16 protein-coding genes are annotated in these 16908 nt (G+C 55.3%); 7 read left to right on the forward strand and 9 right to left on the reverse strand.

The window, feature by feature from the left end; genetic code table 11:
- Window positions 1-133: 133 nt before the first annotated feature.
- A complete protein-coding gene (gene dld, locus IM300_RS04455) occupies window positions 134-1891 on the forward strand; it encodes a D-lactate dehydrogenase (RefSeq protein ID WP_107533383.1) in 1758 nt (585 codons plus the stop codon).
- Between the two features lie 102 nt (window positions 1892-1993).
- The gene (locus IM300_RS04460) at window positions 1994-2548 is read left to right on the forward strand and encodes a GNAT family N-acetyltransferase (protein ID WP_063868316.1); all 555 of its coding nucleotides are present in this window, start codon (window positions 1994-1996) and stop codon (window positions 2546-2548) included.
- A 98-nt stretch (window positions 2549-2646) separates the two neighbouring features.
- On the opposite strand, the gene pbpG is transcribed toward IM300_RS04460, so the two are convergent.
- On the reverse strand, window positions 2647-3570 hold the full coding sequence (gene pbpG, locus IM300_RS04465; RefSeq protein ID WP_063868315.1) for a D-alanyl-D-alanine endopeptidase: 924 nt from the start codon (window positions 3568-3570) through the stop codon (window positions 2647-2649).
- Window positions 3571-3737: 167 nt separating this feature from the next.
- Entirely contained in the window at window positions 3738-4325 is a 588-nt protein-coding gene (locus IM300_RS04470; protein ID WP_193035489.1) for a Yip1 family protein, read from the reverse strand.
- A 157-nt stretch (window positions 4326-4482) separates the two neighbouring features.
- Between IM300_RS04470 and IM300_RS04475 the strand changes: the two genes are divergently transcribed.
- Window positions 4483-5055 (forward strand): DedA family protein, encoded by a 573-nt coding sequence (locus IM300_RS04475; RefSeq protein ID WP_063868313.1) that lies wholly within the window; start codon window positions 4483-4485, stop codon window positions 5053-5055.
- A gap of 51 nt (window positions 5056-5106) precedes the next feature.
- Here the strand turns inward: IM300_RS04475 and IM300_RS04480 are convergent, their stop codons facing one another.
- From IM300_RS04480 to dusC, 3 genes are all read right to left on the reverse strand, one after another.
- Window positions 5107-5871, reverse strand: a complete 765-nt coding sequence (locus IM300_RS04480; RefSeq protein ID WP_074177786.1) for an SDR family oxidoreductase — start codon at window positions 5869-5871, stop codon at window positions 5107-5109.
- A gap of 50 nt (window positions 5872-5921) precedes the next feature.
- Window positions 5922-7340, reverse strand: a complete 1419-nt coding sequence (gene mdtQ, locus IM300_RS04485; protein ID WP_193035491.1) for a multidrug resistance outer membrane protein MdtQ — start codon at window positions 7338-7340, stop codon at window positions 5922-5924.
- 334 nt (window positions 7341-7674) lie between these two features.
- Window positions 7675-8610 (reverse strand): tRNA dihydrouridine(16) synthase DusC, encoded by a 936-nt coding sequence (gene dusC / locus IM300_RS04490; RefSeq protein WP_063450311.1) that lies wholly within the window; start codon window positions 8608-8610, stop codon window positions 7675-7677.
- Between the two features lie 168 nt (window positions 8611-8778).
- On the opposite strand from dusC, the gene IM300_RS04495 reads away from it, so the two are divergent.
- The 4 genes from IM300_RS04495 (at window position 8779) to sanA (ending at window position 11717) form a co-directional block, all read left to right on the forward strand.
- Entirely contained in the window at window positions 8779-9174 is a 396-nt protein-coding gene (locus IM300_RS04495; protein ID WP_063450312.1) for a CidA/LrgA family protein, read from the forward strand.
- Window positions 9171-9866 carry a CidB/LrgB family autolysis modulator gene (locus tag IM300_RS04500; protein ID WP_063450313.1) on the forward strand — a complete coding sequence of 232 codons (696 nt, stop codon included), beginning with the start codon at window positions 9171-9173 and terminating at the stop codon, window positions 9864-9866. Before IM300_RS04495 ends, IM300_RS04500 begins: the two co-directional genes overlap by 4 nt.
- Window positions 9867-9994: 128 nt before the next feature.
- Window positions 9995-10879, forward strand: a complete 885-nt coding sequence (gene cdd, locus IM300_RS04505; RefSeq protein ID WP_193035493.1) for a cytidine deaminase — start codon at window positions 9995-9997, stop codon at window positions 10877-10879.
- Window positions 10880-11006: 127 nt separating this feature from the next.
- Complete coding sequence (sanA, locus tag IM300_RS04510; RefSeq protein WP_063450315.1) at window positions 11007-11717, forward strand: outer membrane permeability protein SanA; 711 nt, start codon at window positions 11007-11009, stop codon at window positions 11715-11717.
- A gap of 127 nt (window positions 11718-11844) precedes the next feature.
- On the opposite strand, the gene mglC is transcribed toward sanA, so the two are convergent.
- The 4 genes from mglC to galS form a co-directional block, all read right to left on the reverse strand.
- Window positions 11845-12855, reverse strand: coding sequence for a galactose/methyl galactoside ABC transporter permease MglC (gene mglC / locus IM300_RS04515; RefSeq protein WP_193035495.1), 1011 nt, complete (start codon window positions 12853-12855; stop codon window positions 11845-11847).
- A 15-nt stretch (window positions 12856-12870) separates the two neighbouring features.
- The gene (gene mglA, locus IM300_RS04520) at window positions 12871-14391 is read right to left on the reverse strand and encodes a galactose/methyl galactoside ABC transporter ATP-binding protein MglA (protein WP_063450316.1); all 1521 of its coding nucleotides are present in this window, start codon (window positions 14389-14391) and stop codon (window positions 12871-12873) included.
- 79 nt (window positions 14392-14470) lie between these two features.
- The gene (mglB, locus tag IM300_RS04525) at window positions 14471-15469 is read right to left on the reverse strand and encodes a galactose/glucose ABC transporter substrate-binding protein MglB (protein ID WP_063450317.1); all 999 of its coding nucleotides are present in this window, start codon (window positions 15467-15469) and stop codon (window positions 14471-14473) included.
- Window positions 15470-15764: 295 nt separating this feature from the next.
- Window positions 15765-16787 (reverse strand): HTH-type transcriptional regulator GalS, encoded by a 1023-nt coding sequence (galS, locus tag IM300_RS04530; RefSeq protein ID WP_063450318.1) that lies wholly within the window; start codon window positions 16785-16787, stop codon window positions 15765-15767.
- Window positions 16788-16908 lie beyond the last annotated feature (121 nt).

Here is a 16908-nt window from a genome sequence, read left to right on the forward strand (position 1 = left end):
ATCGCAGTGTGCCACAAACCCGTAAACCCGTGCAGGGTTATTCTCTGATTTTTCTCATGAATACCCGACCGCTTAACGGCTAATCGCGCTATGCTTTACAGCGAGAAATTTGCCCCACCACAAGGAGTGGAAGATGTCTTCTGTTCGAACTGACGATAACACTACTTTTATTAACGAACTGTCGCGCCTGGTGGGTCACTCTCACCTGCTTACCGACCCGGCCAAAACCGCCCGCTACCGTAAGGGCTTTCGCTCCGGACAGGGCGACGCGCTGGCAGTGGTCTTCCCCGGCACGCTGCTCGAACTGTGGCGCGTGCTGAGCGCCTGCGTTGCGGCAGACAAGATTATTTTAATGCAGGCTGCGAATACCGGCCTGACCGAAGGCTCCACGCCGAACGGCAACGATTACGATCGTGACATCGTGATTATCAGCACCCTGCGCCTCGACAAACTGCACCTGCTGGACAAAGGCGAACAGGTGCTCGCCTTCCCCGGCACCACGCTCTACTCGCTGGAAAAAGCGCTTAAGCCGCTGGGACGCGAACCGCACTCGGTGATCGGCTCGTCGTGCATTGGCGCCTCGGTGATCGGCGGGATCTGCAACAACTCCGGCGGCTCGCTGGTGCAGCGCGGCCCGGCGTACACGGAAATGTCGCTGTTTGCCCGTATCGATGAAAACGGCAAGCTGACGCTGGTAAACCATCTGGGTATCGATCTGGGCGTAACGCCAGAGCAGATCCTCAGCAAGCTCGACGACGACCGCGTGAGGGATGAAGACGTTCAGCACGATGGCCGCCACGCGCACGACCACGATTACATCACCCGCGTGCGCGATATCGACGCCGATACGCCGGCGCGCTATAACGCCGATCCGGATCGCCTGTTTGAATCCTCCGGCTGCGCGGGCAAGCTGGCGGTGTTTGCGGTGCGCCTTGATACCTTCCCGGCAGAGAAAAAGCAGCAGGTGTTTTACATCGGCACCAATCAGCCGGAGGTGCTGACGGAGATCCGCCGTCATATTCTGGCCGACTTCACGCACCTGCCGGTGGCGGGCGAGTATATGCACCAGGACATTTACGACATCGCCGAACGCTACGGCAAAGACACCTTCCTGATGATCGACAAGCTCGGCACCGACAAAATGCCGTTCTTCTTCACCATGAAGGGCCGCACCGACGCAATGCTGGAGAAAGTGTCGCTGTTCAAGCCGCACTTTACCGACCGCTTTATGCAGAAGCTGGGCAACGTCTTCCCGGCGCATTTACCTGAGCGGATGAAGACCTGGCGTGACAAGTATGAGCATCACCTGCTGCTGAAAATGGCCGGGGACGGCATTGCCGAAGCGCAGAGCTGGCTTACCGAGTTCTTCAAAACTGCCGACGGGGATTTCTTCGCCTGTACGCCGGAAGAAGGCAGCAAAGCCTTCCTGCACCGCTTCGCCGCGGCGGGTGCTGCTATCCGTTATCAGGCCGTCCATTCCGAAGAGGTGGAAGATATTCTGGCGCTGGATATCGCGCTGCGTCGCAACGATACCGAGTGGTTTGAACACCTGCCGCCGGAGATCGACAGCAAGCTGGTGCACAAGCTCTATTACGGCCACTTTATGTGCTATGTCTTCCACCAGGATTATATCGTCAAAAAAGGCGTTGATGCGCATGCGCTGAAAGAGCAGATGCTCGCGCTGCTGCACGCGCGTGGCGCACAGTATCCTGCCGAGCACAACGTGGGGCATTTGTATAAAGCGCCGGAGACGCTTACACAGTTTTATCGCAAAAATGACCCGACAAACAGTATGAACCCCGGTATTGGTAAGACAACGCGGAAGAAATACTGGAAAGAGAGTGCCGAACCAGAGCAGCACATTACGCCATCCTCTGATGAACGCCTCTAGCCAAAATTAAGAGATTGTTAAGCGCTCCTCAAACGTACTAGAGTAACGGCTTATTGCCAGAGAAACGTTTCTCTGGCTTGCCAAACGAGGAGCGGGCAGAACATGTCGGCTGTAGAGAGTTTACCCGAAACCGAAATCGAGGTGCGCGACGCCCTTCCTGACGATGCGCATGCTATCTCGGCAATATACGCCTGGCACGTGCTTCATGGACGTGCCTCCTTTGAGGAAGTTCCTCCAACCGTCGATGAGATGCGCCAGCGGATAAAAAACGTGACCGACAGCGGGTTACCGTGGCTGGTCGCGCTATATCGCGGCATCGTCGTCGGCTACTGCTACGCCACGTTTTATCGTCCGCGCCAGGCTTATCGATATACCCTTGAAGAATCCATTTATGTGGATGCCAGCACTACCGGCCGCGGGTTTGGTTCGATCTTACTCCAGGCGCTGATCGCCCGGTGTGAACAAGGACCGTGGCGGCAGATGATAGCCGTGGTCGGCGACGGGCAAAATAACCCCGGGTCGTTGCGGCTGCATAAAAAGCACGGTTTCGACATTGTGGGTCAGCTCAGAAGTGTGGGATATAAAAAAGGCGACTGGCGGGACACGGTGATGATGCAGCGCCCGCTCAACGACGGTGACTGGACGCTGCCTGAGTAAGGCGCTTTCGCCCGGTGGCGCTTCGCTTACCGGGCCTACGTGTCGAGGCCGCTGTAGGCCGGGTAAGGCGAAGCCGCCACCCGGCACACGCTAATGGCTCAGTCGTTCTGCGCCGTCGCCATCTGTTCCGCTTTCTGCTTCTTATACGCCAGTGCTGAAGCCGGCACCGGCTGCACTTTCCCGGTCTCAATCCAGGTTCGCAGGCGGCTCGCATCCGCAAAGTGGGTGTATTTGCCGAAGGCATCCATTACCACCAGCGCCACCGGCTTACCGTTAAACACGGTGCGCATCACCAGGCAGTGGCCTGCCGCATTGGTGAATCCGGTCTTGGTTAGCTGAATATTCCAGTTATCGCGATACACCAGATGGTTAGTGTTGCGGAACGGCAGCGTATACGCCGGGCTTGAGAAGGTCGCCATCTCCTCACGCGTGGTGCTGAGCTGACCAATCAGCGGATATTGCTTGCTGGCGATCAGCAGCTTTGTTAAGTCACGCGCCGTCGAGACGTTATGGATCGACAGACCGGTTGGCTCCACGAAATGGGTATTTTTCATCCCCAGCGATTTGGCTTTCGCGTTCATCGCGCGGATAAACGCGTCGTAACCGCCAGGATAATGGTGGGCGAGGCTCGCCGCCGCGCGGTTCTCTGAGGACATCAGCGCCAGCAGCAGCATATTTTTACGGCTGATTTCACTGTTCAGACGCACGCGAGAGTAGATCCCTTTCATCTCTGGCGTGTGGCTGATATCCACTTTCAGCTTTTCGTCCAGCGGCAGTCGTGCATCCAGCACCACCATCGCGGTCATGACTTTGGTTATGGAGGCTATCGGGCGCACCAGATCCGGGTGGCTGGCGTAGATGACCTTGTTGGTGTTCAGGTCAACGATCATCGCACTGCCGGAGGCAATCTGGGGTTGCGCAGCGGTTGTTGCGACTGCGGGCGTTTTGGCGATGGCTGGCGCGGTAGCGGACACGCCGAACAGCAGCGCAAGACTAAGGAGTGACACTCGGAATTTCAGCATGATGAGACTTCTGATAATGATTCACGCACGTGATGACGTACACCGCCTGCGTCGACGGATAAACGCAGGCTGGCTTTGGCATCATAGCGGCCGCCGTGCGTTGTCGCCAGCGGAGAATCGTGACCAGATGCTGCATTGCTGGCATTTACGCCAGCAATGCAGGGCACTTAAAAGAGACGGTATCCATAACCCCAGAGAATAACCGTCAGGGCCAGTAGCGCCTCCAGGACCAGCACGCCGATGGCAAGCGTTGAGCTGGAGAAACTCAGGCCCTCTTCTTTATTGATATTCAGGAAGGTGGGAACCCCCACATACAGCAGATAACCGGTGTAAAAGAGGGCTACCGTACCGATCAGCGCGCACAACCAGACCAGTGGATAGAGCGCGACAATACCGCTTAAGAACAGCGGGGTCGCGACGTATCCGGCGAAGACCATACAGTGTGCCAGCGACGGGCGCTGCGGATAGTTACGCGCCATCCAGTGGATGACCCGCCCCATCACCGCCACCCCGGCCAGCATCAGGCCATAGAACAGAATGGCCATGTACAGTCCGGTAAACCAGGAAAGCTGAACCACGGTGCCGTCACCAAAGTTCCAGCCGATTTGCGTAGTACCTATAAACGCGCAGATCACCGGCACCGCTGCCATCAGCAGGACATGGTGGGTGTAATGATGCGCGACGGTTTCGTTCTCGTTACGGATCACCTGCATTTCACGATCGGGATGGGAGAAAAGTCCCCAGACATGGTTCATAACGCCCCCTTGTTGTCGGCCCGTCAGCGATAGCTTAAGTATAATGCAGGCTTTAGATTATTTTATGTACAGTGGGAAATTTCCGTTGATTGCCGCGCGGTTGATGGATGGGGTATATGATTAACGCAGGCACAGTAAGGGAGACGACGTTTACTTAATGGATATCAACGGTCTTATTGAACAATATGGATACGCCGCGCTGGTGATCGGCAGCGTGGCAGAGGGCGAAACCATCACGCTGCTGGGCGGGGTGGCCGCACATCAGGGATTGCTGAAATTTCCGCTGGTGGTCGCCGCCGTCGCATTGGGCGGTATGATTGGCGATCAGCTGCTCTACTTTCTGGGGCTGCGTTTTGGCCCGACGCTTTTGCACCGTTTTGCTAAACATCAGAAGAAAATTCGCCGCGCCCAGCGGCTGATCCAGCGACATCCTTATCTTTTCGTGATTGGCACCCGCTTTATGTACGGTTTTCGCATCATTGGGCCGATACTGATTGGCGCGAGCCGCTTACCGCCGAAAATTTTCCTGCCGCTGAACATTATCGGGGCGATTGCCTGGGCGTTGATTTTCACCACGCTTGGCTACGCGGGTGGCGAAGTGATTGGCCCGTGGCTGCATAATCTTGACCAGCACCTGAAGCACTGGGCGTGGTTGATCCTGGTGGTTGTGGCGGTGATTGGGGTGCGGCTGTGGCTGAAGCATCGTGAAAAGCGCCGGGATGAAGAGTGAGTGCGGCCTGCTGCCCTTCACCCCGGCCCTCTCCCGGGGTGAGGGGAATGCTTATTCCGCTGGCTTAAACTGCGGGTTCGCCAGCATAAAACCCCCATCGACGATAAACGACTGTCCGGTGGTATAGCTGGCGTCGCTGTCGCATAGCCAGGCCACCAGGCTGGCAATTTCTTTGGTGTGGCCGGGGCGCGCCAGCGGAATTGACGGCATAGATCCCTCTTTAACTTCGCTGTCGTCCATATCGTTCATCGGCGTGGCAATCGCACCGGGGGCGACGGCGTTCACCAGGATCTTATGCTGCACCAGTTCCAGCGCCATTGATTTGGTTAACCCGCCCAGAGCGTGCTTTGCGGCGGTGTAGGCGCTGGCATCCGGCAGCGGCGTATGTTCATGAACCGAGGTGATGTTCACGATTCGCCCCCCTTCCCCCTGCTTCACCATCTGACGCGCCGCGATTTGCGAGCAGAGAAACGCGCCGTCCACGTCAACGGTGAAAATGTTCCGCCAGTCATCAAACGACAGTTCCAGAAAAGGCGCTTTGTTCATCGCCCCGGCATTGTTAACCAGCACGTCCAGCCGCCCGAAGCGGGAAATCAGCGTTTCGATGGCCTTTGCGCCTTCCGGCAGCGTGCCCAGGTCAAGATGGATGGCCTCGGCACGCTGACCGCGCGCTTCAACCTCACGGCAGGTTTCCAGCGCCCCTTTTTCATCTGAATGCCAGGTCACCCCGATATCAAACCCGCGTTCGGCCAGCATCAGGGCCGTCGTTTTACCAATCCCTGAATCCGATGCGGTAACAATTGCGACTCGCGTCATACTCACCTCCTGAAAATCTGCAAAGAGGTAAGTATAGATAATGCGCGATTTTAGCTGTGATGATATCCACCGCCCAGCGCGGACGTGAGCTGTAGCGTGGCGTCCACGTACTGGCCTTGCAGCATTAATCCGGCAATCTGCTCTTTCAGCGCCGGAATTTTTGCTTCACTCACCCGGGAGCCGGCAATGATCCCCGCGCTGAAGCGCGCCTGCGCCAGTCCAACGACGCGTGCGGCGTCTTTTTCGACCTTCCGCTGGTGCTGATTTTTAGCGGTCAGGGTTTCCACTTCACTGGCCGTCCGGGCGACCTGGTTTACCGCCTCCACTACGGCCTTGTTGTAGTTCGCCACGGAGAGGTTGTTCTGCGCCTGAGCGATATCCAGGTTCGCATTTAACCGACCGCTGTCAAAGACTGGCAGGGTCAGACCCGCGGTCACGCCCATTTGCTGCGCGGAAGAACGGAACAGATCGCTCAGGTGCAACGCATCCTGCTGCAAGAACGCCATCAAATTGACGTCGGGATAGAACGCGGCTTTGGCGGCCTCCACTTCGCTCATGGACGCTTCGATATACCAGTGCGCCTCCTGCAAATCCGGGCGGCGAGCCAGCAGCTCATAGCCGAGCGTTGACGGCAGCGACGCCTCTACGTCAGGTAGTGCATGCCGGGCGAGCGTGATCGAAGGGGTATTGGTCAACGCGTTCAGACGCGCCTCAATGGCCTTCATTTTGCCGTGCACGTCAGCGAGCTGTTCATCGGTTTTGCTGGCATTAATATCCGTTTCAACGCCCTCTACGGAGGAGGTGATCCCGTGCTGATAGAGTTCACGATCGGCGCCGATGATATTTTCCTGCTCCTGTTTGATCTGCGTGAGCACGTCACCCACGGCGGCCTCGGTCTGCCATTCCCAGTACAGCCGCGCGACGCTGCTGGCGAGCAGCTGGCGGGTCTGCTCCAGCTCCGCTTTTTGCGCATTCACTTTACCAATGCGGGCCTCAATCTGGGCGCGATTTTTCCCCCATAAATCCAGATCCCAACCCGCCGTCAGGCCAAAGGTGCCGTTGGTATACCAGGGGCCGGTTGTTCCCGCCGCCGGGTCGGTCAGGGCGAACGGTCCCATCAGCCCCTCTGCCGACATCTTTTGCCGTTCAACATCGGCGGAAAAGTCCAGCTGTGGGCCATCAGCGGCGACAGCGGCTTTCGCCTGCGCTTCCGCCAGGGTGATACGCTGCCGGGCAATTTGCATATCCGGCGCATCCGCTATCGCTTTGGCGATAAGCGAGTTGAGCTGGGGGTCATTATAATCTTTCCACCATTCGCTTTTCGGCCAGTCGGCATGGTTCAGCTGGGTATTTACAGCGGCGGCGGTGGCTTGCGTTTTAATTGGTGATACCGTGGCATGTTCCGGCGCACAGGCGGCCAGCATAAAAATCAGGGGAGCACTCAGAGATAAAGTAAGGGAACGTTTCATTACGCCATGCACTCAAAAAAAATAAAGGCGCAACTTACGCTTACTGGCGTTCCGTTTTTTAGTAACGCGTGGCAATCCGCATAATGTTATACATTTTCATATCCGGAAATTTATTCCCCAAGACTATGATTTAATTTCATGTATTCATGCTAGTTATGAATTGGCTGCTACACTTACTCACGACAGACATACGCAGGAGAGGCGAATGAAAATATTATTGTGGGTTATTTTGATTATATTTCTGATAGGGCTGCTGGTGGTAACCGGCGTATTCAAGATGATTTTCTGATTCTTCTGCCCGGCTGCGCGCCGGGCAAAGGTATTCACGCCTGGCTCAACCCTTCGACTGGATGACGCGGGCAATATCCGCAGACGTCTGTAGCGTACGGATCTCCTGAAATAACCCCAGCGCTTCGCCGTACTCTTTACGCAAATAGCTCAGCCACTGTTTGATACGCGCAACGTGATACAACCCGGTATCGCCCTGCTTTTCCAGCCGCGTGTATTTTTGCAGGAGTTTCACCACCTCAGCCCACGGCATACGCGGCTCATTATACTTCACCACCCGGCTGAGGTTCGGCACGTTCAGCGCGCCGCGTCCAATCATCACCGCATCACAGCCGGTGGCTTTCAGACACGCCTGTGCGCTCTCGTAATCCCAGATTTCGCCGTTGGCGATAACGGGAATGGTAAGGCGTTTGCGGATCTCGCCAATCGCCTGCCAGTTAATGCGCTCGGCTTTGTAGCCATCCTCTTTGGTACGCCCGTGCACCACCAGCTCGGTGGCGCCCGCCTGCTGCACCGCATCGGCAATTTCAAACTGCTTATCCCCGCTGTCCCATCCCAGACGCACTTTGACCGTCACCGGCAGATGCGATGGCACCGCCTCACGCATGGCCTTTGCGCCGCGATAAATCAGCTCCGGATCCTTGAGCAACGTTGCCCCGCCGCCGCTGCCGTTAACCAGCTTTGACGGACAGCCGCAGTTAAGATCGACGCCGTACGAGCCAAGCGCGACCGCACGGGCGGCGTTTTCAGCCAGCCACTCAGGATACTGACCGAGCAGCTGAATGCGCACCAGCGTACCGGAGGGGGTGCGGCTCTGCCGATGCAGCTCCGGGCAGAGGCGATAAAATGATTTTTCTGGCAGCAACATATCGACCACGCGCAAGAACTCCGTCACGCAGAGATCGTAATCGTTCACCTCGGTCAGCAGCTCGCGCACGAGCGAGTCGAGCACGCCTTCCATCGGGGCCAGTAAAACACGCATTCTGAGTACCTGTGAAAAAAGACGCGCTATAGTAGCTGCTCTCTATGACTGTGGAAAGCCCGGCGTTCCATTCAGGAATGGCTGTTATGCTCAAAATTCATGTTGTGATCCGTGGCACATTTTCAGGTTTAATTGTATGATGAATACGTCTCAGCAAGGACTTTCACCATGAGCAAATCACTGAATACTCTCTGGCAATACCTTCGGGCCTTCGTCCTGATTTATGCCTGCCTGTACGCTGGCATTTTTATCGCGTCGCTGCTGCCGATTACCATACCCGGCAGCATTATCGGCATGCTGATCCTCTTTGTGCTGTTGGCATTACAGGTGCTGCCCGCGAAATGGGTCAACCCGGGGTGCTTCGTTCTCATTCGCTATATGGCCCTGCTTTTTGTGCCTATCGGCGTTGGGGTTATGCAGTATTACGATGTGCTTAAAGCGCAATTCGGCCCGATAGTCGTCTCCTGCGCCATCAGTACGCTGGTGGTTTTTCTGGTGGTCAGCTGGAGCTCACATATTGTGCATGGCGAACGTAAAGTGGTTGGGGAGAAAACAAAAAAATGATGGAAAATATCTGGTGGTCCCTGCCGTTAACCCTGGCGGTGTTCTTCGCTGCCCGTAAGCTCGCGGTTCGTTTTAAAATGCCACTGCTGAACCCGCTGCTGGTCGCCATGGTGGTGATCATTCCTTTTCTGCTGTTCACCGGCATACCTTATGAACGTTACTTCGCCGGGAGCAAAATCCTCAACGATTTATTGCAGCCTGCCGTGGTGGCGCTGGCGTTTCCTTTATATGAGCAACTGCATCAGATCCGAGCGCGCTGGAAGTCCATCATCACCATCTGCTTTGTGGGTAGCCTGGTGGCGATGATCACCGGCACGTCAGTGGCCCTGTTGATGGGCGCGTCGCCGCAGATTGCCGCCTCTATCCTGCCAAAATCCGTGACCACGCCGATCGCCATGGCCGTGGGCGGCAGCATCGGAGGCATCCCGGCCATTAGCGCCGTATGCGTGATTTTTGTCGGTATCCTGGGGGCGGTGTTTGGCCATACGCTGCTGAACATCATGAAAATACGCACCAAAGCGGCGCGCGGTCTGGCGATGGGTACCGCCTCGCACGCGCTGGGCACCGCACGCTGTGCGGAACTGGATTATCAGGAAGGGGCATTCAGCTCTCTGGCGCTGGTGATTTGCGGGATTATTACTTCCCTGGTCGCGCCGTTCATCTTCCCGATTATTCTGGCCGTGATGGGCTAAAATTTGCGATGCGTCGCGCAAATTTCATTTTCATTTCATAAGTTGCACACATAATGAGATTTGGATCACATATAAAGGCCGTTCGGCTCCGTACACTACCGATCCATTAACCTTGATGAGGCAACGTCATGCATCCACGTTTTCAAGCTGCTTTCTCCCAGCTTGCAGAGAATTTGCAATCAGCCCTGGCTCCGGTTCTGGCGGATGCGCATTTCCCCGCCCTGCTGACGGCAGATCAGGTCACGAGGCTTAAGCAGGCAACGGGGCTGGACGAAGACGCGCTGGCTTTCGCCCTGCTGCCGCTGGCAGCTGCCTGCGCCCGCGCAGACCTTTCCCATTTTAACGTAGGCGCGATTGCGCGCGGCGTAAGCGGGACCTGGTACTTCGGCGGGAATATGGAGTTTCTCGGTGCGACCATGCAGCAAACCGTTCACGCGGAGCAGAGCGCAATCAGTCACGCCTGGCTGCGCGGTGAAAAAGCCCTGCGCGCCATTACCGTCAACTACACCCCTTGCGGCCACTGCCGCCAGTTTATGAATGAGCTGAACAGCGGGCTGGAACTGCGTATCAACCTGCCGGGCCGCGCGCCGCATACGCTGGGCGATTACCTGCCCGACGCTTTCGGCCCGAAAGATCTTGGGATCAAAACCCTGCTGATGGACGAGCAGAACCACGGATATGCGCTCTCTGGGGATGCGCTCAGCGAAGCGGCCATTGCTGCGGCCAACAAAAGTCACACGCCGTACAGTAAATCCCCAAGCGGCGTCGCCCTTCAGTGCCGCGACGGTCGCATCTTCACCGGGAGCTATGCTGAGAATGCCGCGTTCAACCCGACGCTGCCTCCGCTTCAGGGCGCTCTGAACCTGCTCAGCCTGAACGGGTATGACTATCCGGATATTCAGCGCGCGATCCTGGCTGAAATTGCCGATGCGCCGCTGATCCAGTGGGACGCAACCGCAGCCACGCTGAAAGCGCTGGGCTGTACAACCATCGACCGCGTGCTGCTTGCCTGATCGTCCCGGCGGGCAGAAATGCCCGCCAGTCTGACGAAAAACCCCTCAGTTGATTCGCTGTTTCTTGCGCTAACCAGGCGGGTACAGTAGCCTGAGGGAAATTTCATCATCGGTACGAGCCATCTGCATGTTAAAGCGCGTGTTTTACAGCCTGTCTGTCCTGGTCGGCATACTGCTGTTGATCGTGCTGGGTCTCGACCGCTGGATGAGCTGGAAAACAGCCCCCTACATTTTTGACGATCTTCAGGACCTCCCCTACCGACAGGTTGGCGTCGTGCTTGGTACCGCCAAGTATTACCGCACCGGCGTCATCAATCAGTATTACCGATATCGTATTCAGGGCGCGCTGAACGCCTATAACAGCGGTAAGGTGAACTATCTGCTGTTAAGCGGCGATAACGCCCTGCAAAGCTATAACGAGCCGGTGACGATGCGCAAAGATTTGATTGCCGCAGGCGTCGACCCGGCCGATATCGTGCTCGACTACGCCGGATTCCGCACCCTTGATTCCATCGTGCGTACCCGCAAGGTGTTCGACACCAACGATTTCATCATCATCACCCAGCGTTTCCACTGCGAGCGGGCGCTGTTTATCGCCCTGCATATGGGGATCCAGGCCCAGTGCTACGCCGTGCCGTCGCCAAAAGATATGCTGAGCGTACGAGTACGTGAGTTTGGCGCCCGTTTTGGCGCGCTGGCTGACCTGTACCTGTTCAAGCGTGAACCGCGCTTCTTAGGCCCGCTGGTGCCAATCCCGGCGATGCATGAAGTGCCTGAAAATGCGCAAGGTTATCCGGCGGTGACGCCGGAGCAGCTGCTGGAAATGCAGAAGAAGTAATAACTGATGTCGGGTGGCGGCTTCGCCTTACCCGACCTACGATCGCGATTTTGTAGGCCCGGTAAGCGTCGCGCCACCGGGCAAAAAAAGGCCCGCTACGTGAGCGGGCCTTTTCATTCTGAAGAACTTACTTCTTACGCGCGTACTTCAGTGAATCCAGGGCAACCGCGAAGATGATGATCGCGCCCTTGATAATGTACTGCCAGTACGGGTTCACGCCGATGTAGGTCAGGCCATAGTTGATTACGGTGAAGATGATCACACCGGTCACCACGCCCAGCACGGTACCCACGCCGCCGCTGAAGGAGACGCCGCCGACCACGCAGGCCGCAATCGCATCCAGTTCGTACATAAAGCCGAGGTTGTTGGTCGCAGAGCCGATACGGCCCGCTTCCAGCATCCCGCCAAAGGCATAGAACACGCCGGACAGGGCATAAATCATCAGCAGGTTCAGCGCAACGTTGACCCCGGAGACTTTCGCCGCTTCCGGGTTGCCACCGATGGCGAAAATGTTTTTACCGAAGCGGGTTTTGTTCCACAGGATCCAGACGAACGCCACCGCAATCAGCGCATAGAAGGTGATATAGGAGAGACGGAAGCTGCCCAGCGCAACAAACCCCTGCGTGAAGGTCGAGAAGCCGCTGTCGAAGCCAGAGATCGGGGACGCGCCGACGAAATCGTAGTACAGGGAGTTAATACCGTAAACGATGATCATCGTACCCAACGTGGTGATGAATGGCGTCACGTTCAGGTAAGCAATGATGATGCCGTTAATCAGGCCGATCACCGCACCGATGGCGCACACAATCAGGATCACCACGAAAATTGGCATGGTCGCCATCTCCGGGAACACCTTGTTGGCGTTATCCATCGACTGCAACAGGGTCGCCGCAATGACCGCCGCCAGACCGACCTGGCGCCCTGCCGAAAGGTCAGTCCCCTGGGTAACAATAAGCCCCGCCACGCCCAACGCGATAATAATACGCACGGAAGACTGGGTCAGAATGTTACTCAAGTTCAGCAGACTTAAGAACGTAGGGTCCTGGAAAATAATAATTGCCAGCAAGACTAAAAGAACAACGTAAATACCGCCTTCTTTCAGATAAGTGAGAAAACTTTTTTTATTTAACGCACTCATGAGGAGCCCCTGATCTTAAAGGTGCAAAGACGCAAGACGCAAAATTTCGTTTTGCGTTGTCGTTTTGGTGTCAACAATACCGGCAACGAGACCATTGCTCATAACCAGAATACGGTCTGTGATCCCTAACAATTCCGGCATTTCGGAAGAAATAATAATGATCCCTTTATCTTTTTTGGCCAGCTCCGCGATCAGCTGGTAAATCTCAAATTTTGCACCAACGTCGATACCGCGCGTAGGTTCATCCAGCATCAGGATTTCAGGCTGGGTCAATAACCAACGGCCGATAATAACCTTCTGCTGGTTCCCTCCCGAGAGTGAACCGATTTGCGTGCGGTGCCCCGGCGTTTTCACGCGCATGGAGTCAATCACCCACTGGGTATCGCTCTTCATACGGGAATTATCCAGCAGGCCGATTTTGCTTTTATAGTTACGGATATTCGAAATCAACGAGTTAAAGTTAATATCGAGATACGCATAAATGCCGGTCGAGCGGCGCTCTTCCGTCACCAGCGCAAAACCATGATTAATGGCTTCGTTAGCGTTGTGGTTATTAATTTTCTTGCCGTGCAGCGTAATGGTGCCGCCCGACTTTTCACGGATGCCAAACAGGGTTTCTACGATATCGGTGCGCTTCGCGCCTACCAGCCCTGCGATGCCCAGAATCTCGCCCTTGTGCAGATCGAAAGAGACATCACGAATGGACGGCTGACGCAGCGAGGTCAGGTTACGCACCTCCAGAATCACTTCGCCTGGCTTGTTTTCTTTATCCGGGAAGCGCTGGTTCAGAGAACGACCGACCATCATGGCGATGATCTTGTCCATGTCCAGCCCTTCCAGCGGCTGGGTGGCAATCCACTGGCCGTCGCGCAGAATGGTGATTTCATCGCACAGCTGGAAGATCTCTTCCATTTTATGTGAGATATAGACAATGCCGCAGCCGCGATCTTTCAGCTTACGAATAATGGTAAAAAGGTGATTAACCTCTTTTTCCGTTAATGACGACGTTGGTTCGTCCATGATCACGATTTTGGCATCATAGGAGAACGCTTTGGCAATTTCGATCATCTGCATCTGGGAAACCGATAATGTCCCGACGCGTGCGCGCGGGTCGATATCAATATCCAGCTCATCAAAAATGGCTTTGGTGTCGCGATACATTTTATCCTGATCGACAAAAACACCTTTGGTTGGATAGCGCCCCAACCACATATTATCCATAACCGAACGTTGCAGAACCAGGTTTAACTCCTGGTGAACCATTGAGATACCGTTTTCCAGCGCTTCTTTCGCTGAATGGAAATCGATCTCTTTTCCCTGAAAAAGAATACTGCCGGAATCTTTTTGATAGATCCCAAAAAGGCATTTTAATAATGTTGATTTACCCGCACCGTTTTCACCCATTAACGCGTGAATAGAGTGAGGACGAACTTTTAAATTAACATTATCGAGTGCCTTAACCCCGGGGAATGACTTGTTGACACCGGTCATTTCCAGTAAGTATTCACCGGACGGCTGAGTAGTTGTGCTGACCATAATTATACCTTGTTGGCCTCGCATATCGCGTTATAAAAGGGCGCAACGAATTGCGCCCAGTGAAGACAAAACGAAAATCTTATTTACCGATAAACTCAGCCAGGTTGGACTGGTCTACGCCCACGTAAGGAACGCGAACGATTTTATTTTCAATTTTCCAGTTAGTTCCGTCAGCGGCACCTTTACCGTCGGCCAGATTTTTCGCCAGATCGAAGGTGGCTTTCGCCTGGTTGTTAGCATCGTTCAGCACGGTACCGGCCATTGCGCCAGATTTCACCAGCGCCAGCGCTTCTGGCAGAGCATCCACGCCGAAGACAGGAATGGCGGATTTGTTGTGTGCCTTCAGCGCTTCAACGGCGCCCATAGCCATCGCGTCGTTGTTGGCGATGACCACTTCAATTTTGTTCGCGTTCGGGCCAGAGAGCCACGCGTCCATCTTATCTTTCGCCTGAGCGGTATCCCACATCGCGGTATCTAACGCCAGCTGCTGGGTTTTCAGGCCTTTGTCGTTCAGTTCTTTGATGACGTAGGTGGTACGGGCTTCAGCATCCGGGTGGCCCGGCTCGCCTTTCAGCAGAACGAACTGCACCTGACCGTCTTTGTTCAGGTCCCAGTTTGGGTTTGCCGCCCAGTGTTTCGCAATCAGATCGCCCTGGATAATACCCGACTCTTTGGAGTCAGTACCCACGTAATACGCTTTATCGTAGCTGTCCAGCGCCTTACGGGAAGGTTCTTTGTTGAAGAAGACGATTGGCACGTTCTGGCCGCGCGCTTTCTCGATAACCGTGCCTGCTGCGGCCGGGTCAACCAGGTTAATAGCGAGCGCTTTCACGCCTTTTGCCAGCAGAACGTCAATCTGATCGTTCTGTTTGGACTGGTCGTTCTGGGAGTCATTCATCAGCAGCTGTACGTCTGGCGCTGATTTAGCATCTTTTTCAATTGCTTTGCGCACAACAGACATGAAGTTGTCGTCGTATTTATAAATAGTCACGCCAATACGGGTATCCGCAGCGTGGGCTGCTGCGCCAAAAAGCATGCTTGCCATGACAGCAGACAGAGTCAACACCTTCTTATTCATGGTATCTCCGGTTTTTTTTATGCAGGGTAGTTCTGGTGAAAAACGGCAGGCGGGCAGATGTTAATAAAACGTTACTGATCGCCGACGTTCACTTATAAAATGTCCAGCTTCCGTGTTCGGTAACGCTCCAGAAATGCGTTTTATTCGTTGTCTGAGGCGTTCTGGCAACGGTAAAAGTGAATAATCACCGTTACATTGTGTTTCAGCCCCTAAAACGCTGACATCATAGACAGCGGCTTGTTAAGATACTGTGAATTTACTCACAGATTGAAAACGGTTACATCACGTGATGTTATCAGTTAGTGATCGGAGCCACAGTTTGCCGAATAGCGACCGAATGGCGGCGTACTAAAGTCGGCATAAAACAATGCGTTGCGTCAGGATCTAACAGCCCGGCCGCCCCCTGCAACGCCAGCTCTGTCGCCAGTTTCGCCATCGACGCAATGGGATAACGTACCGTTGTCAGCTGCGGATCGGTGTAACGGGCAATGGGGATATCATCAAAACCGATCAGCGATAAATGCTGTGGCACCGCAATGCCATTGTCTTTCAGCGCGGTAAGCGCACCTGCCGCCATGCTGTCGTTATAGGCAAACACGGCTGATAGCTGAAGGTTACGCCCCAGCAGTTCAACCATGGCCGCTTCACCGCCCTGCATGTCCGGCGAACCGGTGCCGACCCAGCTCTCAAGAGGCGCAATGCCCTGCTCTTTCAGGGCATTTTGCCAGCCTTCGCGGCGCATCATGTCGTCTTCAATACCGTGGCTGGAAGCCAGGTAGCCAATGCGCTGATGGCCGTTGCTGATGAGCATCCGCGTCGCCATCATTGCGCCGCTGACGTTATCCAGACCGACGCAGCGGTGCGCGTAACCGGGGACGATGCGGTTGATCAGCACCATACCGGGGATCTGCTCCATAAACCCGGCCAGCTCCTCATCGCTCAGGGCTTTAGAGTGCACAATCAGGGCGTTACAGCGCTGGCGGATCAGTACCTCAATGGCATAGCGCTCTTTCTCAGCCTCGTGATAGCTGTTGCCAATCAGCACGTATTTCTGGTGCTGCTGGGCAACAACGTCCACCGCTTTGACCAGCGCACCGAAGAAGGCGTCCGACACGTCCATCACGACTACGCCAATGGTATCGCTGACCTGCGTCGCCAGCGCCTGCGCGTTGGCGTTTGGCCGGTACCCCAGCTGGGTCACGGCTTTCATTACGGTTTCACGCGTTTCAGGGCTGACCAGCGCACTGTTGTTCAGCACGCGGGAGACGGTAGCAACAGAAACACCCGCCTGGCGGGCGACGTCACGAATGGTGATCATATTCACCATCCTTTAAAGGATTGCAGCAACTCACAGACACCCCCTGTGTTTAGCAAGGTGGCTATTCTGGCAGCGAGAGAGAGGAGACTACGTGAAGAAGCTCACACAGATGAAAACGCTT

This window comes from Enterobacter cloacae complex sp. I2, from assembly GCF_014896205.1.
In the GTDB taxonomy this organism is placed as follows: domain Bacteria; phylum Pseudomonadota; class Gammaproteobacteria; order Enterobacterales; family Enterobacteriaceae; genus Enterobacter; species Enterobacter quasihormaechei.